The organism is Paraburkholderia lebeckiae (assembly GCF_050436325.1).
Lineage (GTDB): Bacteria > Pseudomonadota > Gammaproteobacteria > Burkholderiales > Burkholderiaceae > Paraburkholderia > Paraburkholderia tuberum.
Genome location: NZ_JBNDLZ010000002.1, coordinates 758,655 through 779,585, shown reverse-complemented (window position 1 = coordinate 779,585; position 20,931 = coordinate 758,655). Strand labels below are relative to the sequence as shown.

Below are 20,931 nucleotides of genomic sequence, written 5' to 3'. Positions count from 1 at the left end.
CTTCACTTCAGGAAAATGTCCGCCTGAATTTTATTCCCGCATCCTTAGCGCGACACAACCCGCTGCGATATCGGGCGATTCGCTTTGAGCCTCGCGGTAGCGATGGCGACGGCGAGTACCGCTGCGATCGTCAGCAAGTCGGCCGATAGCGCCGCGGCAACCGCTTGCGTGCGTGTATGGAAGGCGGACGCCGCGACCTGCAGCGCAGTGTCGGCAACAATCGAAATGAGCGTTCCCCAGACAAAACAGGTCAGCCCCTGGCGACCGACCGTGACCACTGGCGGTAGCGCCGCGGCCAGCCGGTCGATCCAACCGAGCCGGCTCAACTGGGCGACCAGCCAGGCTATCGAGACGAAGCTGACGACTCTCAGGGAACTCAGGTGCTGTTTCAAATAGCCGGGTTCCGGCTGGTTGTCAATCAGCAACCTGTAAGCGGCAAAAGCCAGCGCGACGACAAGCGCGATCCAGGTCAGCCGCAGTCCGGCGCGCGAAACCTGGAACACGGCGGACACCGGATGCAGCCGGCATAGCATGCCAAGCACAAACATCAACTGCCACGCGAACGGATCGAATGACCAGCCGATAGGGTCGGCGCTCGGCAGCAGATGCGCAAGCGAAGGTGCGCACAGCCACAACGCCAGGCTCGCCAGCAGCGCGGTGGCCGGCTGGCGGCGAACGACCGGCGCGACCAGCGGCACACACAGCGCGAACCCGATATACATCGGCAGCACCGCAGCCAGATCAGGCTGGCGCCGTAGCGTGGCGATATCGAGTAGCGTTTGGAGCGGCCGGACCAAAAACAGTGGCGCATCGGTGTAGGTCAGTACGGCGGTGTGAATGTGCAACGCGATCATTGCCAGGCCGCACAGCAGCATCAGAGCGGCCGTCAGGAGATAGCCACGATAGATTTCCCAACTGCGTTTTAGAAAGCGGCGCTGAGCCTGCGCTGCGCCACCGCGCGCTGTCATCGCGCAGTAAGCGGCGGCGCTCGCATAGCCGCCGAGAAAGACGAAGACTTCAGCCGCGTCGCAAAATGCATAGGTATGCAGTGTCAGATGCGAGAGAGCGCTGTGCGAGACGTGGTCGAGTGTAATCACGATCAACGCCAGGCCGCGCAGGAAATCGACGCTCGTTGAACGAGTGGAATCTCGACTCACGGTGGTTTTGCCGCAGTAAGGAATGCGGGGCGAAGGAGATTGATATGCACAGTACTGCTTATTTGCGAGGTCGTAAAATGGGTCGGCGGTGGGCAGATGGGTTCGGCGAGCACACTTCATCTGTCCCTTGCCGATCATGTGCGTTACTTCGATGCCGCCCAGGTCACCATTCTTCGTGAGTTGAAGAAAGTTTGCGGACGAGCCAATGTAGTCCGTACAGTCTAAAAAGTCAGCTGCAGGAATATGAAGTTATTTTTATGCAGTTGTCAGTGCAATCGCTCACCGCGCGTTGCCTGGGCAGCGTCGCGGCGAGACGCGGACTTGCGAGATGAACTAGTTTGCCTTGCTGAGGGTGCTAGAGTCAACGTGGGTGAACGACTTGCCGTACACATGTAATTGCGTTTTTTGCGCGTATTTCAATGTATCTCCCGTCATGTCGAACGTGATCGAGAAAACACTTGTCGCATCGTTCTTCAGCATGTACTGAGATTCAGCTACCCCGTGAGATTTTGACGTTAGAGTCATCTTATCGCCGGCTTTTCCTTCCGCCACAACGCAGATCGCCCGGGGAATACAAAATGAGTCATAGACAGTCTGGTTCTTCTTGTCGTAAATCAGATAGCCGCGTTGGTCATGGAACTGTTTGTTGTCCCTTTTTCGGAACACCTGCAGCGTGTAAGCCATTGCCACCAGGTATTGATCGCTGGCATTCGTTGCATCCGCTGCGGGTTCAAAGGTCAACTGTTCGTAATAGGGTTCCACTGCGGGATTGCCTGTGCCTACTTTGGAACCCACTTGACCGGGCGCCACATCGAGGCCGCCGGCAGCAACTGTTCTCCAGGTTCCGGCCAGTTTGGCTAATGGACCGAAGTCCATTCCTTTAAGGACGGTTCCCTGCGCGTATGCGGTGGACATCGTTGACAGGGCGATTGCAAAACAAACGACGTATTTATTCACGATTTGCGTTCCGTTATTCAAAGAAAGTTTTCTTGTCTGACGGCTATTTGACAAGAGAAGCCCAAAAATAGGAGAGCGTCGAACGTGCGCTAGCCGGCCGTTTTACACTACGCTCATCCCACGATGTCCGTAGTATGCCGTGCGAAGCTGTACAGGCGTTTCGCGTCAACGTGAAAAAATTTTAATGTAAGCCCCTTAATGTAAGCCCCTTAATGTAAGCCCCAGCGCATGCGAATCCTGCTGATCGAAGACGATATGCGCGCCAGCCAGTTCCTGGCGCGTGGCCTGAGCGAGAGCGGTCTGATTGTTGACTCGGTGGCCGACGGCGCGACCGGTCTCGCCTATGCGCGGGAGGGCATCTGGCAGAAGGGTTTTTTGGTTAGCGATTGCGGCTACAGACGTATAAGCGAGTCCGTACAGGTCGGACCGCAATCGGAAAACCGTTTGTGCTGAATCGCTCCGCAGGCGGTCGTGCTATGGGCATTGAATCGTCGCTGCGGTCATCCAGCGCGCGCCACACACGTCAGCCGGGCGCCGCGCGACGATGAATCGGAGTCGACGGTCACGCGACGGTGGTGCAAACGTGTTCCTGGCGAGATGACTGACGTAGATTCCGGGTCGTGGGTATACCGCGAAGACCCGCTGACGCAAGCCCGCGTGCGTCGCCACCAGGAATGAATGGAAACGTGATTGGCAGTCGCGCCAGAGCGGATCAGTGATCATGGTGAATGTGTGGCGGTGCACGCGGCAGTGGGCCGGGCAGAAAGGTTTCGATGCCACCATGTGGCCCTTGCCGCAGGCGGGGCAATCGCGTAATGACCGGCCGGTGAGTCGCTGGAAGCGGTCACGATAGTCTTCCGTTACGCTGGATGTTTCTTGCGCGGGGGCGACGCCACCGAGTAGCCGGCGGCAGGTGGCAAGCCTGGCTGCGCGGTGGCAATTGGCCAGCAGGCCGTAACTGCGAATGTGCTTGAAGCCATCGGGCAGCACGTGTAGGAGGAAACAACGGATGAACTCGTCGGCGGTGAGCGTCATGGTCTTATGCGTGGCGCCGTGCTTGTAGTCTTTCCACAGGAAGGTGACGTCGTCGCCGTCGAAGCGCATCAGCCGGTTGTTAGAGATGGCCACGCGATGGGTGTAGCGGCCCAGATAGTCGAGCACGTGCCGGGCGTCGCCGAAGGGAGGCTTTGCATAGACCACCCACTCGGCTCGTACCGCGGGTCCGAGAAAGGCGGCAAACGCCTGAGCGTCGGCAAGCGGTTCAAGCTTGCCGTAGAAATGCAGCGTACCGGTGTCGAAGGCTCGGCGTAGCTGTTCGAGAAACAGACGCCGGAACAGGCGCGAGAGTACCCGCACGGGCAGGAAGAAACCGGGGCGACAGGCGATCCAGTGCTCGCCGTCCGGGGCGATGCCGCCGCCCGGCACCACGCAGTGCACGTGCGGATGATGTAGCAGGTTCTGCCCCTAGGTGTGCAGGAGCGTGATGAAGCCGATTTCGGCACTCAGGTGTTTCGGATCAGCGGCGATCATGCGCAAGGTCTCGGCGCTGGTGCGAAACAGGATGTCGTAAAGCGCTTTCTTATTCTGGTAGGCAAGCGCCGCGATCGGTTCGGGCAGAGTAAAGACCACATGGAAATACTCGACCTCGGGGAGCAGTTCGGCCTGGCGGTGTTCAAGCCATTGCGCGCGGGCAAGCGACTGGCACTTCGGACAGTGCCGGTTACCGCAGGTAACGGAGTGCACTCCGTTACCTGCCTTATGGGAAGTGTTTCCCTATGAGGAGAAGATGTCTCGGAGTGAGCGCGGAGCGGACTCCGCGCCCGTTTAACTCTCCATTAAAGCTTGGCCCTGAGCATGGCGATTACCTTATCGGGCGTCGTGTTCGTCACCTGAGTACTTCAGGCCCTCGTACTGCTTGATCGCCGCAGTATTGGCCAGATGTACGGCAAAACCGTCGGCCATCAGTCCGTCGACAAGCCAATACCAGTTGAACGTTCTATAGAAACATTTCTATAGCACGTATTATGGACGCCCCGGAATTATGCACGGTTTGTCGGTCATGCTGAGGTGCGAGGCCCAATTCCTCTGGGTGCCAGGTAGCGCCTCACCATCGGCCAACCTTGCATAACAGATACTGCTCTTCCCAGATGGCTTCATCGCCATCTCTCAGGAGAGCGATCATGATCACGCCAGTCGTTTCTGAAGTTGTCGTGTGCAATCGCGCACGGTACGGCGCACTTGGACCCGTCGTTGTGAATTTCACCGACTACTTGGGGCGTCATGGATATGCGGGTACTACTAAAGAGAACTATCTGCAATGCGCCTCCCACTTCGGACGGTGGTTGACTGCGCGACGCATCGCTACCAATCACATCGACGAGACGGTGCTGCATCGCTTTCTCACGGAGCACCTTCCCGTCTGCCACTGCAGCAAGCCAAGTCCCCGCACTCCCGCAAACCTTCGCCGCGCGCTGCGTCATCTGCTTCGCATGCTGCGCTCGGAGGGAATCATTCCCTCGGGATCAGCGCCGGTTTCCAATTTCATAAGTAAAGAACTTCGGCTCTTTGACGCCTATCTTCAGGATGTGCAGGGGCTAGCACCAGCAACGCGTCTCTACCGTCTGCGCTACGTCCGTGAATTCCTCATTGCCCGATTCGGCTGGGGGCCGATTGCGCTTGAATGCCTCAAGCCAGATGAGATCTGTCGATTCGTGACTGATCGCGCCGCGGGCTGCCAACCCCGGACAGCAGGAATCATTGGCGACTGTCTGCGGAGTTATTTGCGTTTCCGTCGCATACACGGACAACCTACCGAACCCCTGATTGCCGCAGTCCCAAGAGTCGCTTACTGGCGTCTAGCGGCGTTACCGGATTCTCTTACCGATTCAGAACTGGCGGGGCTTTTGAATTCCTTCGATCATACGTGTCCAACCGGCCGACGTGACTACGCGATCATTCGCTGTCTGGTGGACCTGGGCCTGCGGGCGAGCGAAGTGGCTTTTATCCAGCTCGATGACCTGAATTGGCGAGAAGGGACGCTCCGGATTGCCAAAGCGAAGGCAAAGCGCACAACACTTCTGCCGTTGCCTTTGGAGACGGGGCGCGCGATCGCCGACTATCTGCGCTTCGGGCGCCCGCGAACGGAAAGCCGCGCACTGTTTGTGCGGCACCGCGCTCCGCGCGATGAACCGGTGGGGCCCAGCCTGGTGCGTAATGCCGTACGCTGTGCCTACGCCCGGTGTGGCCTCGCTCAGCGGTGGACCGGAACCCATGTGCTACGCCATTCGGTCGCATCAAGGCTACTCAGGGAAGGGGCAAGTCTCAAAGACATCGCCGATCTACTGCGCCACCGCAACGTCAACACGACGACCATCTATGTCAAAGTCGATCTACCCAGGCTCAACACCGTTGCCTTGCCATGGCCGGGGAGACGCACATGAAGCCCGCCACTACCATGGTGTCCCTGGTCGAGGACTATCTCGAATGCCGCCGGCGACTCGGCTTCGCTTTGGAGAGTGAGGAAAGGCGGCTGCTGTGCTTTGCACGCTTCGCCGATCAAATCGGTCACCGCGGTCCGATCACAGAAGAACTGGCCTTGCGTTGGGCCTGTTCGTCCCGCCGCTCGACAGCCACCACGAGAGCAGGTCGGCTAAGAATCTTGAGCCCGTTCGCCAAGTATCGCCTGCAGTTTGATCCCGCCACCGAAATTGCATCGCCAGGACTCTGTGGACCAGGACATCGACGGTTGACCCCGCATATCTACTCGGAGGAGGAGATCGACGTGTTGCTGGATACTGCGCGACGACTTCCGCCCGCCGGCAGCCTGCGTCCAGTTACCTGTCAAACCGTCTTCGGTCTGCTTGCGGCCACGGGTTTGCGTATCTCGGAGGCGTTGGACTTTCGGCGCTCGGACGTGGACTTGGAACGCGGCCTGCTCACGATCCGTCAGAGCAAGTTTCGGAAAGCCCGCCAGGTTCCTCTACATCCGACCACCACCGAAGCCCTCCGTACCTATGTATGTATTCGGGATAAAAGGCTGCCCGCGTCGACGACCGACGCGTTCTTCGTGTCAGACCGCGGGAGGCCAGTGAACTATCGTCAGATCGCATATGCCTTCGCCCGTCTTCGAGCACAGCTCGGATGGCAGGCCCGAGGAGGTCACCCGCACCCGCGCATCCACGATCTGAGGCATAACTCCGAGACCAAAATTATTCCGAGTGTTACCTCACTAAGCGTGGGATTGCCGGCACTGCGCTGGGAAGAGGCGGTGCCGGTACTCGGAATTATTAGAGGCTCTTCAGGAATTGCATGAGCCGATCATCAGGTCGGTATCGGGATGCCGGGACTTTCCTGTTAGACGTTTTAGCAAGCGCGCGTTCCTTCAATTGCATGTCTGCATGCAGATAAATTGCCGTTGTTTCGGTCGATTCGTGCCCCAACCAGAGTGCGATCACGGTTTGTTCAGCGCCGTGATGAAGCAGATCCATGGCCAGGGTGTGCCTCAATACATGGGGAGTCACGCGCTTATGCACGAGCGATGGACAGTGCTGGCAAGCGATACGGAGATGCTTGTCCAGCATGTATTGCAGGGCATCATGACTTAACGCGGTTCCGCGCGTGGTCGGGAACACAGGCTCAAGAGGCTGTCCTTGTCGCTCACGTAACCAACTGCGCAACACCAGAACGGTGTCTTTACCCAATGGCGTGCAACGGCACCTTCGACCTTTGCCTTCGCATCGTACATGCGCGCCGGTGTCAAGCAAAACATATTCGCAGCGCATCCCGATGAGCTCGGCTGCGCGCAGGCCCGTCTGGACAGCCAACGTCAGAAGCGCGCGATCGCGGCGACCAGACCATGTCGTGAGATCGGGAGCGGCAAGCAACGCATCGACCTCAACCTGAGTCAGATAAGCGATAGGGCTGCGCGTGTAGCGCTTGCTTGGCATGGCCAGGACGCGTTGCGCCACCGCGCTATGCTCCGGTGCGTGCAACGCCACGTAGCGGAAGAAGGAATGGATTGCAGCGAGACGCACGTTGCGACTGCGGGCGCTGTTCTTGCGTTCGTGCTCCAGGTAATCGAGGAACGCGCCCAAAAGCGGCGTGTCGATTTCTGAAACCGTCAGATTGGAAGGCGCCTTGCCGAGGCGTCTTTGCGCGTACTGGAGAAGCAGGCGAAAGGTGTCCCGGTAGCTCGCGACGGTGTAGGAGCTCGCCTGACGCTGCTGCATGAGCCGATCCATGAAGAACGCCTGCAGAAGTGCGGGGAGCGTGCTGATCGTATTCATGATCGCAGTCCTTCTCTGGAGCGTTCCACGTATCGCAGCGCATAGCGGAGCAGCTCGGGCGTCGCAGTCAAATACCAGTACGTGTCGGTGATATGCGCGTGCCCGAGGTAGGCCGAAAGCAACGGCAGGTGACGCTCGACATTGACACCGCGTCGATACCAGTTGAGGAGCGTGCGAGTGGCCAGCCGGTGACGAAGATCGTGCAGACGAGGCCCTCGGGAGTCGTTGTCACCGCGTAAGCCGATCTCATGCGATAGCTTCACAAAGGTCCATCGCACGCACCATTCTGTTAAACGGGTTCCGCGCTCCGAGACAAAGAAGCTCGGCGTTTCGAGACCGCTGCACAAGCGATCCCGCAGGACTGCGTAGCGCTGCAATGCTCGTTGTGTGGAAACGTGGAGCGGTATATAGCGCATCTTGCCAAACTTCGCGCCACGGATCGTCAACACTCCGTTGACCAGATCGACGTCGTTGCGATCGAGATGCAAGGCCTCGTTGACCCGTAGCCCCGTGGCGACGTAGAGGCCGAACAGCGTGAAGAATGTAATAGGCCTCAGACCAGTGACAGACGGAAGGCGGCGGGCAGCAGCAAGCAACCGTTTGATCTCTTCGTCGCGGTAAAGGTATGGAGCTGGACGATGGTACCGGTGAGGAAGCAGGTCTGCCGGCGGCACGGCGTTGCGTGGATCGTTTGCGCTGCAATACTGTGCGAAACGACGCAACATGCCGAGGCGGTTCGCCCACTGGGCAGGTTGCGCGGTGGTCGGCTGCATCGCCCATGCAACTGCGAGCACGGTGGTGATGTATTCTGCACCTTCGCAAGCAGCGAAGTCGACAAAGCGTTGCAGCAGTCGGCCTGACAGGCGCAGCTTGAACCCGAGGGCGCGACGGACTGCGAGGTACTCATCGAGTGCGACCTGTAGCTTGCTCATGACTCACCTCCGGGCCACGGCAGCGCAATATCACGTAGCGCCGCGATGTCAACTTTGGCGTAGATCTGCGTAGTTATCGGCTGTCGGTGACGCAGCAGTTGCCCAATCTCACCCAGCGTCGCGCCGCGGCGAAGCAGATTGGTGGCGAGCGAATGGCGCAACAGGTGAGCCCCTTTGAACTCAGGGTTCAGACCGGCCCGTCTAAGAGCGCGTCGAACAATGCAGCAAATCGCCGCACTGGCAAGACCTTGGTACGGAGCCTTCATGCGAATGAGCACCCGACGCGTCGCACACGCCGGACGGACGTCACAAAGATAGCTCGCCAATGCCGCACCAACATCCGATGGCATTGGCAAGCGTTCCAGTCGCTGACCTTTGCCTCGAACCACGATCTCGCCGCGCTCCCAGTCCAGATCGTCCAATGTCATGGCCAGCACCTCACCACCCCGCAACCCGAGTCGGGCCAGGAGCAGCAAGATCGCATAGTCGCGCTTGCCGGCAGGTGTGCATCGATCGCAGCTGGCGAGCAATCGTTCGACCTGATCGGGAGGCAACGACCTGGGCAGATGTGACAGTCTCCAGCATGCCACCCCGGGTAGCGTACAAGCCAGGTCTGTCTGAATAGCGCCGCGCTGCAGTAGAAATCGCAGGAACGAGCGCAGCGCCGTGACAATTAGCTTGCCGTGGCTGCGACTCACACGCTGGATCTCGCGAAGGATAAAATCGTGGAGATCTTGCGGTCGCAACCGGTCAACATGCGGAACCTTGCACCCAAACCGCCCCTTAAGGAAGCGCCGGATGACGGTCAGATAGTGGCCGGCTGTTGACCGTGACAGACCACGTTCGGTACAGAGAGATTCTTCAAAGGCTCGAATAAGGCAGGCCGACGGGGTTCGATCGACCTGCAGTGCAGGCGGGGCAATGTCGTCACGATTGCGCAGATACGCAAGAAGCTGCTGACCAGTAGTCGCATCGCCTCGTCGCGCCCTGTTCTTGTAGCGGCGTGCCCTCTGGAACTGTCTCAGCAGCCCCTCATTGAGTTCTGCCAAAGGGATCAGCCGCCGTTCGAGCCATCGGTTCAGATCGGCTATTACGTCACACTTTGTACGAACTGTGTTCGGCGCGTACCCCATGCGCGAAAGTTGATCTGCAAAACCCTCAACGTGAGTGGCCAGCGGCCCGGTGCAAAACTGTCTGTCTGGAGAAGTTATTCCATCGTTGCGCGTGAGCATCATCATGATGCCTCCTTGAAGATCCGGAAGGGGTGCCGGATGGAGACGACAGAATAATGCCGAGAAATCAACCGTCGCTTCCGAGGTCAGTCGAGCAACGACGCGTCATGTCGACGACTATCGAAGTCACACTCGGAATAATCGTGGCCTCGGAGTTATGTCGATAAATCCGAATGCGGAATTAGCGACACAGCTTTATCTGCCGCCGTCTTATCGGCTGGTATCAGGAGGGGATCGATGTCGGTAATGCGATGCAGTTCTTTATGGAGCGCCTGATACAGCAGCGTAACGCCAGCCCGCGAACGGTGGCTGCTTACCGCGACACCATGAGGCTGCTTCTCGAATTCACCGAACAGCGATTGCATCGGAAACCTGAACGCCTGGAACTCAGCGATATTGATGCACCACTGGTTCTCGACTTCCTCAATCATCTCGAAGTGGTTCGCCAAAACAGCATCCGCAGCCGCAACCTCCGGCTTGCCGCCATTCGCTCGTTTCTGCACTATGCTGCGTCCCGAGTACCAGAATCGCTTCGCACGATTAAACAGGTGCTCGCGATCCCGATGAAGCGATACGAGCGCCCGCTGGTCCGCTTCCTCTCCCGAGAAGAAATATGCGCCTTGCTCGATGCACCCAACCCCAACACATGGTGCGGCCAGCGCGATCGCGTGATGTTGGCGACTCTCTATAACACCGGCGCTCGGGTATCCGAACTCATCGGCATACGCGTTGGCGACGTCGAACTGGATCGAAGCCCTTCTGTACGTCTTCACGGCAAGGGCCGCAAAGAACGTGTGGTCCCGCTCTGGCGCAGCACCGCAAGCCAGATCCGGCTCTGGCTTCGGCAAATTGGCGCTTCGCCCGGACAGTGGCTCTTTCCAAATCGTTCAGGCGGACCGATTACGCGAACCGGAATAACCGATCGCCTTAACCTCGCCTACCAGGCCGTGGAAACTGATTGCGCGGGACTCAAGGGCCAACGCATCTCACCGCACCTGGTCCGGCACGCGACTGCCATGCACCTGCTTCAGGCTGGAGTTGACCTCACGGTCATTGCGCTGTGGCTGGGTCACGAGAACCCAGCGACCGCGCACATGTACATAGAGGCAGACCTGGCAATGAAGGAAAGAGCCCTCAGTACGCTTCAATTGCCCCACAGCAGGCACCGGCGCTACCGGCCCACCGACCGCGTGCTGCAGTTTCTCGAGGGCTTGTGATTATGCTCGGCCGCGTGAACTGATCCGATCGGTTAGCCCAGCAATGCTCAGGAATTCAAAAGCTCGTGCGGCACGGTCCCGTACTTCGATTCATATCGGCACCCACGCCGCGCGCTCCGTTGTCCTCAGCGACAAACCGAGCATAATTCCGGGGCGTCCATAAAACGTTGATTCCACGACCACTCCCTGCAGTTCACCCCGATGGGGCTCCAGCGCGGCCACTATGAGTTGGAGATCATTGGTCAGCCGCTTGCAGTACAGCACCCGGTCCCGGTCGTCAATGACGGCGACTACGGCGTTGTTCGAGTGCAGACCGATGCCGCTATACTTCATTTCAGCCTCCTGAAAGGGTCAGTTGAGGACTGCATCTCAACTCTAGACCCTGGCCGCCCCTTTTCTGGGGCGGCCAGGAGGCCTTTCAATGATTATCAACTTGTTGAAGGGCGCGCAGGCGAAAGCACTTAACATAAGGATCACTAATTTATGCGGCAATGCGATCCAGCATCGGATTGTCCGTTAGGTACTGTCACGTTGTTGGCAGGTTGACGGAGATCCGGCGACAATCTCTGATATGAAAAACGAGCCGCCCTGCAGCACGACGCACCTGCCACCGACACCATTTCCTATGCCGGCTACCGATTCCCGCCCGACGTGATCGGCTACGCGGTGTGGTTGTACTACCGTTTCCCATTAAGCCTGCGCATGGTCGAAGAACTGCTGGCCGCGCGCGGCATCGATCTGACCTACGAGACGGTGCGGCGCTGGTCGGTGAGGTTTGGCCTGGGCATTGCCCGGCATATTCGCTCTACCGCGTTGGCCCGCGGCGATAAGTGGCACCTCGACGAAGTGGTGGTCACCATCAACGGCGAGAAGCACTGGTTGTGGCGTGCAGTGGACCAGCACGGCACGGTGCTCGATGTGCTGGTGCAAAGCCGGCGCGACAGGTGTGCGGCCAAGCGGCTCATGCGCAACCTGCTCAAGAAACACGGGCGCGCCCCGCGTGTACCGATCACCGACAATCTCAAGAGCTACGCCGCAGGCAACAGGGATTTGGGGCTGAACGTCGAACACCGCCAGCACAAAGGATTGAACAACCGGGCGGAGAACTCGCACCAGCCAACGCGGGTACACGAGAAAGTGATGCGCCGCTTCAAGTCAGTGCGTCAACTGCGACGATTCACTTCGGTCCATGATCAGGTGGGCAACCTGTTCATGCACTACCGATATCACACGAATGCGCAACAGAAGCGAGAGGTACGCACCCAAGCCTTCGAGGCTTGGGAGAGGGTGACGTGCGTCTCGATGCTCGGACGTCTCGCCGCGTGGGTTCATCATCCTCGCGCGCCGCGGTTTCGTTCGGCCGCACATCAACAACGTGACAATACCATCCAGGGCTATATGAAGGGTTGGGCCCGGGAGAGCCTGAAGGAGCGAGGTCGATGACCGGCAGTTACCGATCGATCATCGGCTATCTGCCAGTTGAGCTTGCGCGGGTTTGAACAGACTGATCTCGCAACCGACGTCCGCGTCGTGGAACTCCAGAGTCATGCCGTGCATGCCGGCCACGGCGGCGACAAGGCTGAGCCCCAGGCCGCTGCCGGGCGTCCGACGGCTGGCCTCGCCACGATAGAAGCGGCGCAGGACGGCAGCGCGCTCGGCCCGTGCGATGCCTGGTCCATCGTCCTTGACAGTGACGCCGGTGCCTCTTGTATCTTGCCACAGCGTGATATGCACGGCTCCGCCATCCGGTGCAAACTTGATGGCGTTTCCGACCAGATTCGCAAGCGCCTCGAACAGCAGGTTCGGATCGCCCCGGATCTCCAACGGCCCGGACACGGCGCGCTCCAGTCTAAATACAATCTGCCTGTGTTCGGCAGTCGGTTCGTAGAATTCGAACACGTCGTCGGCGACGGCGGCCAGATCGACCGCGGTGAAGCCGGCGCGGCGCACGCCGCTTTCTATTTCCGAAATCCGCAGCAGTGCGTTGAAAGTGCGTAGCAGGCCGGTAGTTTCCGCGATGGTTTCATCAATTGCCGCGCGATACTCTGCTTCGGTTCTGGCGCGCCGTCGCGCACGTTCGAGTCCACCGAGCATCCGCGTGAGCGGCGTGCGCAGATCGTGCGCAATCGCATCGCACACACCTTTGACCTCGTTCATCAGCCGCTCGATCTCGTCGAGCATCCTGTTCACGACGCCGACCAGACGATCCACGTCGTCGCGTTTCGAATGCACCGGCAAACGCCTGCTGAGATTGCCAGCGACGATTTCCTCGATCGACGCGGTCACCGCATCGAGCCGCCGCATCGCGGAGATGCCAATCAGGGTCGCCCCGATCAGGCCGATCACGAGCGCGATCATGGCGGTGGAGAGCAGCGCATGCAGCAGTTCGTCGTCGAAGTGGTCGAGCTCGAGGGTGTTCCGGCATTGCAAAGCGATGCGGTTATCGGGCACGTGCGCAGCGATGCATCGGCCAGGCGGTTGGCCGGGCAGATTTGCGAGTCGTATTGAAAACGGCTGGTCAAAGACGGGGATCGCCGGCTGACCGCCCGGATAGCCACCGGCAAGGTGTTTGCCGCTGGCTTCGAAAAGGCCGAAGGGGCGCTGACGGCGCGGATCGAACTGGTTTTGATGTTCGAATCGCGCGACCAGTTCATCCGGCGCTTCGCGTTTCAACTCCGCGTGCTCGCGAAGCAGCCAGTCGTCGATGCGTTCCTGTTCGAAGCCGGTGATCTCCCGGTACAGGTGACCGAACAGCAGTAGCGCGATCACGCCGAACAACACCAGAAACAGCATGGCGAGGCGATAGCCGGTGGTGCGGTGCAGTTCAGTCAGGCGCATAGCATATACCCCGAACCGCGCACGGTATCGATCATCGGAGCCGTGCCGTCCGGGTCGAGCTTCTTTCTCAGACGGCTGATGTGCACGTCGATCACGTTGGTCGCTATTGTCAGCTTGTTGAAGGGCGCGCAGGCGAAATCACTCAACATAAGGATCACTAATTTATGCGGCGATGCGATCCAGCATCGGATTGCCCGTTACGGTTTCCCACGCCTTGAACGCATGCTTGCGGGCCTGCCGTTTCTGTTGCGTGTTCGCGCTGTAGCGGCAGTGCATGAACAGGTTGCTTACCTGAGCATGGACCGACGTGAATCGTTGTAGATGGCGCGCCGACTTGAAGCGGCGCATCACCTTCTCGCGCACACGTGTGGGCTGGTGGGAATTCTCCGCCCGGTTTGTTGAGTCCTTTGTGTTGCCGATGGTCGACGTTCACGCCCAGTTCGTTGTTCGCCGCCGCGTAGCTGCGCAGCTGGTCCGTGACGATCACGCGTGGGCAGCCGTGGCGCCTGAGCAGCTTGCGCATCAGCCGTTTGGCCGCCGCCTTGTCGCGGCGGCTCTGCACCAGCACATCGAGCACTGCGCCGTGCTGATCGACAGCCCGCCACAGCCAATGCTTCCTGCCGTGGATCGTCACGACCATCTCATCCAGGTGCCACTTGTCGCCGCGACCCGGGGCTGTCGAACGGATACGCTTCGCGACCGCCAGACCGAACTTCGTCGCCCAGCACCGCACCGTTTCGTACGTAAGCTCGATTCCCCGTGCCGCCAGCATCTCCTCAACCATGCGCAGGCTGAGCGGGAACCAGTAATACAGCCACACCGCGTAGCTGATGATGTCCGGCGGAAATCAATAGCCCTTGAACGAATCGGCGCCTCCGACGACAGCAAAACGGAAACGGAAGCTTTCTTCATGCCCCATTATATTCGTCGACCCCGGCGCCAACTTGACAATACCTGCGGCACTGTGTTTGAAGCGTCATCGAGCATGGGCGTCTCCCTCGGCTTGCTGAACGGTCAGGCCGCTTTGCGGCTTATCCCCGCCAGACGGCGCTGGCCCGGCGGAAACACGTGCCACGTGCCGTCGGCATGGCGAAAAAAAGAAAAGTGAAAACGTCCCGGTCGGCCGGTCGATCTGAATGCACACGCGGCAGGTGCCGCCCGAGCGGGTGCGCTCCAGCAGGCGCACGCGCGCCGCTTGGTCACGCGTCGAGCCAATCAGTTTTTCGACCTGAGAACGCAGCGATCTGTCGCCCGCCATGACTTTCCCCGCGATGCACGATGAATCGATGCTATGGCGATCGGTGTGCGCGACCAATCGGCTTTGGCGGAATGTCATATCAGGAAGCGCTGATTTCGGCCGTCAGGATTTCCTAAACCGCGAGCAGCATGAAGAATGGCATACAAGGGTTTTCACGGCGTTGTCACATTACCGATTACCCGGCGAATTATGGGCAGGTGAGTCAATCACTCAGAAGACTGCAGAGGGATTCTGGGCAGTCTCGGTGAATTCGCGCCATGCGACAAACCGCGCGGCGAGCTGCTTGCAATAAAGCGAAGCGCGAAGCAAATGACGCTTGAGCGCAAAGTGTTGCCGGATTGGCCCGAAGCACGAGAGGAAGACCTGCGTGCGTTCGGATAGCCGGAACCCTCTCATGCGTCGCTCGCGTTCACGCGTCGGCTGATGGCCGTTCTCTGCACGGTTGTTGACGCGGGCAGCCGCCTTGACGAACACATGCTTTACGTTCGCGAGTTCCGGGATTTCGGCCTTTGCCGCGGGGTAACTGCGCAGTTGGTCGGTGACGATTTTCTTCGGCACCTTATGACAGGCCGCCAGTACACGTTTGAAGAAGCGTTTGGCCGCCGCCTTGTCGCGGCGCTTTTGCCGGAGGATGTCGAGTTCGATGCCGTGCCGGTCGACCGCGCGCCACAGCACATAAGGCTCGCCGCGCAATGTCACGAACATCTCGTCAAGATGCCAGGTGCCGCCCGGCTGGCGCCGCGCAGCCTTGACGCGATGCGCGAAGCCGGCACCGAACTTATCGGCCCACCTGCGGATCGATTCATGGCTGACGACCACGCCACGCTCGAACAGCAACTCCTCGGTGTCGCGCAGGCTGAGCTGGAAGCGAAAATACCACCGAACGGCGTGGCTGATGATTGACGCCGGGAACCTGTGACCGTAATAGAGCGATATCGTCTTTTTCATCACGACATCTTAGTCGACCGGCCCCGCGAACGTGACAACGCCCTCATGCCTGTTCGCCGGTTTTCAAATAGGGTTCTCCCGGCCGGCTCATATCGTGCCCGCCCGATACGTTTCGGGCAACAAGGCCGTTTGCAAAGACGCAGTCTGTTCCTGGTATTGCTTTCGACACGACAGCGGCAGCCGACTTGAGGACAGTGAAATGACTACGCCAACAGGCCCACCTGCAAGTAGGCATCCAGTCTCTGTGCGCATCGAAAAAAGATCAAAGCCCGCTCTTGACTCTCGGGGGAAGTCCTTGCAAACAGTATCCGTCGATTTCCGGTCAGTGGCACTAAGAAGAGTACTGATTTAACAAGGCGGGCAGAATCATGTAAATGGTGGCTGACTATAAGGTCTCCGCAGCAGTTTACAACGTCTGTTCTAACCCATTGTACGTGAACAATTCTTCATGCGATTGTTTTGCGGCTGTAATCCATCATACGAAGATTCGCTGTACTGTAGCAACTTACGCGATGGGTCGCGTAGCCGGAGCTATCACCATGAACCAATACTTTTCTACGACTGTGCTCGCCGCTTTGCTGCGTACCAGTTCCACACTGCTGTTTGCTGAAGCAATCGCGAACGCCTCTACTCGGTGACGGGAACGGTCGCACTGTCCGCTGGAGGTGTCTCTGGCCTGTGTTCCGCGGTACGTCGCCTTTCCGCTCAGCTTGCGTTAGTCTTCCGCCTATGTTTAAGCCTACCACTAACAAGATGGAACCCGTTGAGGTTCTGACCCAGCCGGAGCGGCGCCGACGCCGCTCGGTTGAAGAGAAACTGGCGATTGTGCGTGAAACGTTCGAACCCGGAGCCACCGTTTCTGGCGTAGCGCGTCGTCATCAGGTAAATGCGAACCAGGTGTTTGCGTGGCGCAAGCTCTATCGGGACGGCAGCCTGACCGCAGTGAGTGCACGTGAGCAGGTGGTGCCGGCAACGGACTTCGCCGAAGCCATGAAGCGGATTCGTGAACTGCAGCGACTGCTGGGCCAAAAGACAATGGAAGTGGAAATCCTCCGCGAAGCAGCGGAGTGTGGTCGGCCAAAAAATTGCGCGCCCACCATTGCTGCCGGGGGGGTAGGCGACGACCGATGAAGCCGGTCTGTGAAGTCCTAGGTGTGTCGCGCTCGAATCTCGCACGCCGCCGATCAATTCCACGAACTGGGAACATAGGTACTACTTCGCATAGCGATCACTCAGAGTCCAGCGTCACTTAGACCGGACTATGGGTCCGATACTCCTTTTGACCGAACCATTTCGAAACGCGTCCGCTGACATGCGCGCCGATTGGCGGCAACGCAGATGGCGCCTGACCGGTACGCTATGCCATGAAGCGCGAACGCCTGACACACTCGCAGCGCAGAGAAAAGACTCGAGAGTTCCTGTTCGAGGCTGCACGGAGGATGTTCATTGAAAAGGGACTGGCCGCAACAAGCGTGGAGGAAATCGCTGAAGCGGCTGGCTATACGCGCGGCGCGTTCTATTCAAATTTCGGCGGAAAACTCGAACTGCTGATCGAGCTACTGCGCCGCGATGACGATAGGGCGCTAGCGAATCTTCAGCAGATCATGAAGGAGCGTGGCACGCCCGAGGAAATGAAGGAGCGCGCCGTCGCGCACTACAGCCGTTCTTTTCTTGAGAACGATTGCTTTCCGCTGTGGGTCGAGGCCAAATTACTGGCGTTCCGAGACACCGCGCTTCAGCAGCGCATCAATGCCTTCCGGCAAGAAAAGCTCGAACAGATTAGCGCGTACATCCGTAGGATTTCGGAGTGCGATGGCGCCCCGATGGCGCGCCACACCGATGCTCTCGCGCTTGGATTGATGAGCCTGTGCGATGGTGTGCAGCTTTTTAGAATGTGCGATCCGCAATTGATGAGCGACAAGATGGTGCAAACAGTGCTTACCGGATTTTTTTCATGTGGATTGTGGGCATCGCCGCACGAAATACCTTTGGCCGATCATCTGGCGGGCATGCCCGACTGAGTCGAGGGACGTTGGACAGCCACCCCGTGGCGTATTGGATCCGCGGGCGTTGTCAGATTAAAGTGTTCGCGTCGCAGTAGTGCGATGAACGGAGCTTTTCTCAATGAAACTTGCGTCCGGTGTTCGAAAGAAGCCGGCACATCTCCGCAAGGGCGCCGCTCGAACGCCACGTCTCGAACCGGTGCCGGCACGTCGGCGCCGACGGATAGTGGCTCGGGAGCATAGACCAGGATTTGCCGGTCGTCAGTACCCACAGCACGGCATTGGCCACGACGCGAACCTGTGCGCGCGGCCGGCCACGCTGCCGTTGAGGAATGGGGGTGTCCGCCAGGACGGGCGCGATCAGCAGCCACTCTTCGTCACTGATTTCGTTGAAATGCACGCTGTCCTCCACATACCCATTGCATTGCGCGGGCAGGGTATCTTCGCTCGCGCTACCAGCCGCTCATCACCCACGTTGACGGGGACGACGGAGCAAGCAATTCCTCGACACAATCCGATAGCTCGCAGCTTTCCTGAAACGAGGCATCGTTGGAATCGTGCAGATGTTGCCGTCTGAGGTCGCGTAATGCGGTTCCAAGACGCCGGAGAGTCTCGGGATCGCTGTTCATCAGCGGCCAGGCTCTTAATAGATACGTCAGCGGCACGACGCTTCTCGTTTCGCACCACAAATTGAAGAGGTGTAAGCACATTGCATTGATATGCTCGATCGAATCTTCTCTCTGAGACAAATAGGGAACCATGGCAACACTCAGATAAAGGACGATCGACGTGCATTCATCGTATGCGACCAGTTTTCGTGTTGCTGTCAGGAGATCAAGAAAATAAGGGGGATCCATGCTGAATTTCCGGTAAGGGAATCCTTATGGGGTAGTCGCACTCTTCGTAGTATTGTCGACTTGTTGAAGGGCGCGCAGGCGAAAGCACTTAACATAAGGGTCACTAATTTATGCGGCAGTGCGATCCAGCCATGTAGCTGCGGTAGCCGACTACGACGCCGATCATTTCAAGGGTTATGAAGCGCCCCGGGAATCCCGGAGACTGTTTTGCTTGAGTCATGCCGCGATGACAGACCCAGCGAGTTTTGCATAATAAGCGGCTTCCGCCTCGGCAGGTGGAACGTTGCCGATCGGCGCGAGCAGTCGCCGATGATTGAACCAGTCGACCCCATTGGCGTTGTCACGTTACGGTCCCCGTGACGAGATATCGGCACGGACAGTCGTGTCTCAGAACACGGTGGACGGAGCTTGGGCAATGCCAGTGAAGAGACGCCAGGCTTCAAATCGCGCGGCGAGCTGTTTGCGATAGAGCGAGGCGCGTAGCAGATGACGCTTGAGCGCGAAGTGCTGGCGGATCGGACCGAAGCATGACTGGAATGACTGCGTGCGTTCGGGCAAGCAAAACCCTCGCATCCGGCGCTCGCGTTCACGCGTGGGTTGATGGCTTCCATGAGCAGAAAGTTGTCAAGGCCATTTGCGAACTGGCTTACAAAGGATAGGTCAAGTCTCTTTCTCCTCGCTGCAAAGTGGTGACATGCTGGCGTATGGCGGCAAGCGCGGGTGATGGCGCTCGCCGCCATACAAGCCGCATTTTCGCGGCAGTCCGGCGGATTCCCACCGCCCTCAACTTCAACCATGGCTACAGGCCGGTCGACGTCGTTAGCCTGAAGCCGCTTATCGCGCGCGTAAGACAGCAACGTCTCACCAACTTCTATCCGCTGGCGTATGGCCAGCCTCATCCTTTATGCGCGTTACGCCGGAACCTGTTCCGGGAGCATGCCCCATCTGTTTAATCGGTCGCGTTAGCAACCCGCCATCAACACGGGCATGTTCACTTCAAACTCTCTATCGACAGGTATCGTTCCTCCCTTGATTGCGTTGTCGCGATACCTTTCGGGCTCAGACTGACTTCAGTTGTGCGCCTTCGGGTATCACGCCGTCCTTCAAGTAGCGCCACAGCGCGATCGCGAGGCGTCGTGCTACTGCGACGATCGCAATGCGCCGCACGCGGCGATTCGGTCCCGTGCCTTGCGTGCGCTGGTTGAACCACTGCGTCAGTGCACTGCCAGGCTGGTAACGGATCCAGCACCACGCTATCTCAATCAGCAGTGCGCGCACGCGACGGTTGCCCTGCCTGCTGATCCCCTGGTCCACCTGGCTCTCGCCACTGTCGTAGGGTTGTGGAACCAGCCCTACGCAGGCCCCAACTTCGCGCCGGTTATGGAAGTCCCGCCAGAACAGCTCGAGCGCCAGACGCGAGCCACCCACCGGGCCAATGCCATTTAGCTGCGTCAGAAGATCGATCCTTTCGCGTGCGGGTGCGGGCAGGCCAGCGTGTTGCGTTTTCTCGAGTGCCGCGAGTTGCTGCACGGCCAGCGCCAGCCGTTCGCACTCGCGCAGCAGCCGCTCCCGCAGCTCGCGCGGCAGTGGCGCACCGTCGTGACACCGCACCTGGTCACGGGCGAGGCGGGCGGCGAAGGCCTTGTGGTCAACCTCATCCCAGCAGCCGAGCGTGACAAGCAGTTTGCGCATCCGGTCACGATGCTGTAGCACCTCCTTCTGCAGTTCCCCTCGGTCGCGCATCAGATGGCGGGACGCTTCGTCCTGCAGTGACGGCACGTGCACCACGTGCATGCGGTCGCGCTCGCCGCGCAGCCACGCGCGCAGGCTGGCCACCAGCCTGATTACATCAAGCCGGTCAGTCTTGGCACGCCGCTTGTGGCGCTCGACCGGAATGCTCGCTGGATCGACCACATGACACTCAATACCGCGTGCCCGTAGCGCCCGATAGATCCAGAACGCGTCCTGGCCGGCTTCATAACTCACGACAAGGTGCACGCCCGCGGGCAGCGACCACTTCAGCTTCTGTTGTTCGATCACTTCCAGCACGGCCTGTAGGCGCGCGGGGGCTTGCGGTTGCGCTACGGTGTACACTGCCGGCTGCTCCCGCTGCCCGTCGTGCAACGCTACCTTCCACTTCGCCGCGGCGAGTTCGAGTGACACCGCCAGCGCCGGTTCCTCAGTACGCGTGTATCCCTGATCTGTACGCATGATGCTCTCCGGTGAGCAAATCTCGGTACGCCGATT

Annotated in this window: 18 protein-coding genes and 8 pseudogenes; 9 read left to right on the top strand and 17 right to left on the bottom strand. The window is 59.2% G+C overall.

Annotation, left to right across the window (positions count from 1 at the left end; translation table 11 throughout):
• Positions 1-44: 44 nt before the first annotated feature.
• Both OKW44_RS06620 and OKW44_RS06615 read right to left on the bottom strand, forming a co-directional pair.
• Positions 45-1,295, bottom strand: a complete 1,251-nt coding sequence (locus OKW44_RS06620) for an OpgC domain-containing protein (RefSeq protein ID WP_113061934.1) — start codon at positions 1,293-1,295, stop codon at positions 45-47.
• A gap of 195 nt (positions 1,296-1,490) precedes the next feature.
• Positions 1,491-2,114: a heme-binding beta-barrel domain-containing protein gene (locus OKW44_RS06615; protein WP_018420905.1), complete on the bottom strand. Its 624-nt coding sequence runs from the start codon at positions 2,112-2,114 to the stop codon at positions 1,491-1,493.
• A gap of 228 nt (positions 2,115-2,342) precedes the next feature.
• Between OKW44_RS06615 and OKW44_RS06610 the strand changes: the two genes are divergently transcribed.
• Positions 2,343-2,567: a response regulator gene (locus OKW44_RS06610; protein ID WP_084754107.1), complete on the top strand. Its 225-nt coding sequence runs from the start codon at positions 2,343-2,345 to the stop codon at positions 2,565-2,567.
• Positions 2,568-2,826: 259 nt separating this feature from the next.
• Here the strand turns inward: OKW44_RS06610 and OKW44_RS06605 are convergent.
• Positions 2,827-3,845 (bottom strand): annotated as a pseudogene (locus OKW44_RS06605) (IS91 family transposase); the annotation flags it as partial.
• A 141-nt stretch (positions 3,846-3,986) separates the two neighbouring features.
• A pseudogene (locus tag OKW44_RS06600) lies at positions 3,987-4,109 on the bottom strand (IS110 family RNA-guided transposase); the annotation flags it as partial.
• Positions 4,110-4,294: 185 nt separating this feature from the next.
• Here OKW44_RS06600 and OKW44_RS06595 point away from each other — a divergent pair.
• On the top strand, positions 4,295-5,554 hold the full coding sequence (locus OKW44_RS06595; protein ID WP_084754109.1) for a site-specific integrase: 1,260 nt from the start codon (positions 4,295-4,297) through the stop codon (positions 5,552-5,554).
• Entirely contained in the window at positions 5,551-6,426 is an 876-nt protein-coding gene (locus tag OKW44_RS06590; protein WP_162633970.1) for a tyrosine-type recombinase/integrase, read from the top strand. The genes OKW44_RS06595 and OKW44_RS06590 overlap by 4 nt, the downstream gene beginning before the upstream one ends.
• Here OKW44_RS06590 and OKW44_RS06585 read toward each other — a convergent pair.
• The 3 genes from OKW44_RS06585 to OKW44_RS06575 are packed head-to-tail and all read right to left on the bottom strand — an operon-like array spanning position 6,401 to position 9,569.
• The gene (locus OKW44_RS06585) at positions 6,401-7,399 is read right to left on the bottom strand and encodes a tyrosine-type recombinase/integrase (RefSeq protein WP_018420910.1); all 999 of its coding nucleotides are present in this window, start codon (positions 7,397-7,399) and stop codon (positions 6,401-6,403) included. The genes OKW44_RS06590 and OKW44_RS06585 overlap by 26 nt on opposite strands.
• Complete coding sequence (locus OKW44_RS06580) at positions 7,396-8,331, bottom strand: tyrosine-type recombinase/integrase (protein ID WP_018420911.1); 936 nt, start codon at positions 8,329-8,331, stop codon at positions 7,396-7,398. The genes OKW44_RS06585 and OKW44_RS06580 overlap by 4 nt, the downstream gene beginning before the upstream one ends.
• Complete coding sequence (locus OKW44_RS06575) at positions 8,328-9,569, bottom strand: tyrosine-type recombinase/integrase (protein WP_018420912.1); 1,242 nt, start codon at positions 9,567-9,569, stop codon at positions 8,328-8,330. The genes OKW44_RS06580 and OKW44_RS06575 overlap by 4 nt, the downstream gene beginning before the upstream one ends.
• 245 nt (positions 9,570-9,814) lie before the next feature.
• Here OKW44_RS06575 and OKW44_RS06570 point away from each other — a divergent pair, with 245 nt between their 5' ends.
• A complete protein-coding gene (locus tag OKW44_RS06570; RefSeq protein WP_051103794.1) occupies positions 9,815-10,780 on the top strand; it encodes a tyrosine-type recombinase/integrase in 966 nt (321 codons plus the stop codon).
• 90 nt (positions 10,781-10,870) lie between these two features.
• Here OKW44_RS06570 and OKW44_RS06565 read toward each other — a convergent pair whose 3' ends face one another.
• Positions 10,871-11,113: a hypothetical protein gene (locus tag OKW44_RS06565; RefSeq protein WP_018420915.1), complete on the bottom strand. Its 243-nt coding sequence runs from the start codon at positions 11,111-11,113 to the stop codon at positions 10,871-10,873.
• Positions 11,114-11,398: 285 nt separating this feature from the next.
• On the opposite strand from OKW44_RS06565, the pseudogene OKW44_RS06560 reads away from it, so the two are divergent.
• Positions 11,399-12,070, top strand: a pseudogene (locus OKW44_RS06560) (IS6 family transposase); the annotation flags it as partial.
• Between the two features lie 171 nt (positions 12,071-12,241).
• On the opposite strand, the gene OKW44_RS06555 reads toward OKW44_RS06560, so the two are convergent.
• On the bottom strand, positions 12,242-13,126 hold the full coding sequence (locus tag OKW44_RS06555; protein ID WP_239499118.1) for a sensor histidine kinase: 885 nt from the start codon (positions 13,124-13,126) through the stop codon (positions 12,242-12,244).
• 30 nt (positions 13,127-13,156) lie between these two features.
• Here OKW44_RS06555 and OKW44_RS06550 point away from each other — a divergent pair, with 30 nt between their 5' ends.
• A complete protein-coding gene (locus tag OKW44_RS06550) occupies positions 13,157-13,288 on the top strand; it encodes a hypothetical protein (protein WP_275426083.1) in 132 nt (43 codons plus the stop codon).
• A 57-nt stretch (positions 13,289-13,345) separates the two neighbouring features.
• Positions 13,346-13,540, top strand: coding sequence for a hypothetical protein (locus OKW44_RS06545; protein WP_239499119.1), 195 nt, complete (start codon positions 13,346-13,348; stop codon positions 13,538-13,540).
• 68 nt (positions 13,541-13,608) lie between these two features.
• Here the strand turns inward: OKW44_RS06545 and OKW44_RS06540 are convergent.
• From OKW44_RS06540 to OKW44_RS06525, 4 genes and pseudogenes are all read right to left on the bottom strand, one after another.
• Positions 13,609-13,719, bottom strand: a pseudogene (locus tag OKW44_RS06540) (winged helix-turn-helix domain-containing protein); the annotation flags it as partial.
• A 61-nt stretch (positions 13,720-13,780) separates the two neighbouring features.
• Positions 13,781-14,530, bottom strand: a pseudogene (locus OKW44_RS06535) (IS6 family transposase).
• A 102-nt stretch (positions 14,531-14,632) separates the two neighbouring features.
• A pseudogene (locus OKW44_RS06530) lies at positions 14,633-14,876 on the bottom strand (hypothetical protein).
• 210 nt (positions 14,877-15,086) lie between these two features.
• Positions 15,087-15,824, bottom strand: a complete 738-nt coding sequence (locus tag OKW44_RS06525; protein WP_018420919.1) for an IS6 family transposase — start codon at positions 15,822-15,824, stop codon at positions 15,087-15,089.
• A gap of 753 nt (positions 15,825-16,577) precedes the next feature.
• Here OKW44_RS06525 and OKW44_RS06520 point away from each other — a divergent pair.
• Both OKW44_RS06520 and OKW44_RS06515 read left to right on the top strand, forming a co-directional pair.
• Positions 16,578-17,005, top strand: a pseudogene (locus tag OKW44_RS06520) (transposase); the annotation flags it as partial.
• A 183-nt stretch (positions 17,006-17,188) separates the two neighbouring features.
• On the top strand, positions 17,189-17,845 hold the full coding sequence (locus OKW44_RS06515; protein ID WP_035470951.1) for a TetR/AcrR family transcriptional regulator: 657 nt from the start codon (positions 17,189-17,191) through the stop codon (positions 17,843-17,845).
• 100 nt (positions 17,846-17,945) lie between these two features.
• Here OKW44_RS06515 and OKW44_RS06510 read toward each other — a convergent pair whose 3' ends face one another.
• The 4 genes and pseudogenes from OKW44_RS06510 to OKW44_RS06495 form a co-directional block, all read right to left on the bottom strand.
• The gene (locus tag OKW44_RS06510) at positions 17,946-18,227 is read right to left on the bottom strand and encodes a transposase (RefSeq protein WP_162633971.1); all 282 of its coding nucleotides are present in this window, start codon (positions 18,225-18,227) and stop codon (positions 17,946-17,948) included.
• A 52-nt stretch (positions 18,228-18,279) separates the two neighbouring features.
• Positions 18,280-18,684 carry a hypothetical protein gene (locus OKW44_RS06505; protein WP_239499120.1) on the bottom strand — a complete coding sequence of 135 codons (405 nt, stop codon included), beginning with the start codon at positions 18,682-18,684 and terminating at the stop codon, positions 18,280-18,282.
• A 387-nt stretch (positions 18,685-19,071) separates the two neighbouring features.
• Positions 19,072-19,299 (bottom strand): annotated as a pseudogene (locus OKW44_RS06500) (IS6 family transposase); the annotation flags it as partial.
• 444 nt (positions 19,300-19,743) lie between these two features.
• The gene (locus OKW44_RS06495) at positions 19,744-20,895 is read right to left on the bottom strand and encodes an IS110 family RNA-guided transposase (protein WP_018420924.1); all 1,152 of its coding nucleotides are present in this window, start codon (positions 20,893-20,895) and stop codon (positions 19,744-19,746) included.
• Between the last annotated feature and the right edge of the window lie 36 nt (positions 20,896-20,931).

Coding starts and splice junctions, on each gene's coding strand:
- OKW44_RS06620 (WP_113061934.1), bottom strand. CDS start 1,295: ATGATCGGCAAGGGACAGATGAAGTGTGCTCGCCGAACCCATCTGCCC.
- OKW44_RS06610 (WP_084754107.1), top strand. CDS start 2,343: ATGCGAATCCTGCTGATCGAAGACGATATGCGCGCCAGCCAGTTCCTG.
- OKW44_RS06595 (WP_084754109.1), top strand. CDS start 4,295: ATGATCACGCCAGTCGTTTCTGAAGTTGTCGTGTGCAATCGCGCACGG.
- OKW44_RS06590 (WP_162633970.1), top strand. CDS start 5,551: ATGAAGCCCGCCACTACCATGGTGTCCCTGGTCGAGGACTATCTCGAA.
- OKW44_RS06585 (WP_018420910.1), bottom strand. CDS start 7,399: ATGAATACGATCAGCACGCTCCCCGCACTTCTGCAGGCGTTCTTCATG.
- OKW44_RS06580 (WP_018420911.1), bottom strand. CDS start 8,331: ATGAGCAAGCTACAGGTCGCACTCGATGAGTACCTCGCAGTCCGTCGC.
- OKW44_RS06575 (WP_018420912.1), bottom strand. CDS start 9,569: ATGATGATGCTCACGCGCAACGATGGAATAACTTCTCCAGACAGACAG.
- OKW44_RS06570 (WP_051103794.1), top strand. CDS start 9,815: ATGCAGTTCTTTATGGAGCGCCTGATACAGCAGCGTAACGCCAGCCCG.
- OKW44_RS06565 (WP_018420915.1), bottom strand. CDS start 11,113: ATGAAGTATAGCGGCATCGGTCTGCACTCGAACAACGCCGTAGTCGCC.
- OKW44_RS06550 (WP_275426083.1), top strand. CDS start 13,157: ATGCAGCAGTTCGTCGTCGAAGTGGTCGAGCTCGAGGGTGTTCCGGCA.
- OKW44_RS06525 (WP_018420919.1), bottom strand. CDS start 15,824: ATGAAAAAGACGATATCGCTCTATTACGGTCACAGGTTCCCGGCGTCA.
- OKW44_RS06515 (WP_035470951.1), top strand. CDS start 17,189: ATGAAGCGCGAACGCCTGACACACTCGCAGCGCAGAGAAAAGACTCGA.
- OKW44_RS06505 (WP_239499120.1), bottom strand. CDS start 18,684: ATGGATCCCCCTTATTTTCTTGATCTCCTGACAGCAACACGAAAACTG.
- OKW44_RS06495 (WP_018420924.1), bottom strand. CDS start 20,895: ATGCGTACAGATCAGGGATACACGCGTACTGAGGAACCGGCGCTGGCG.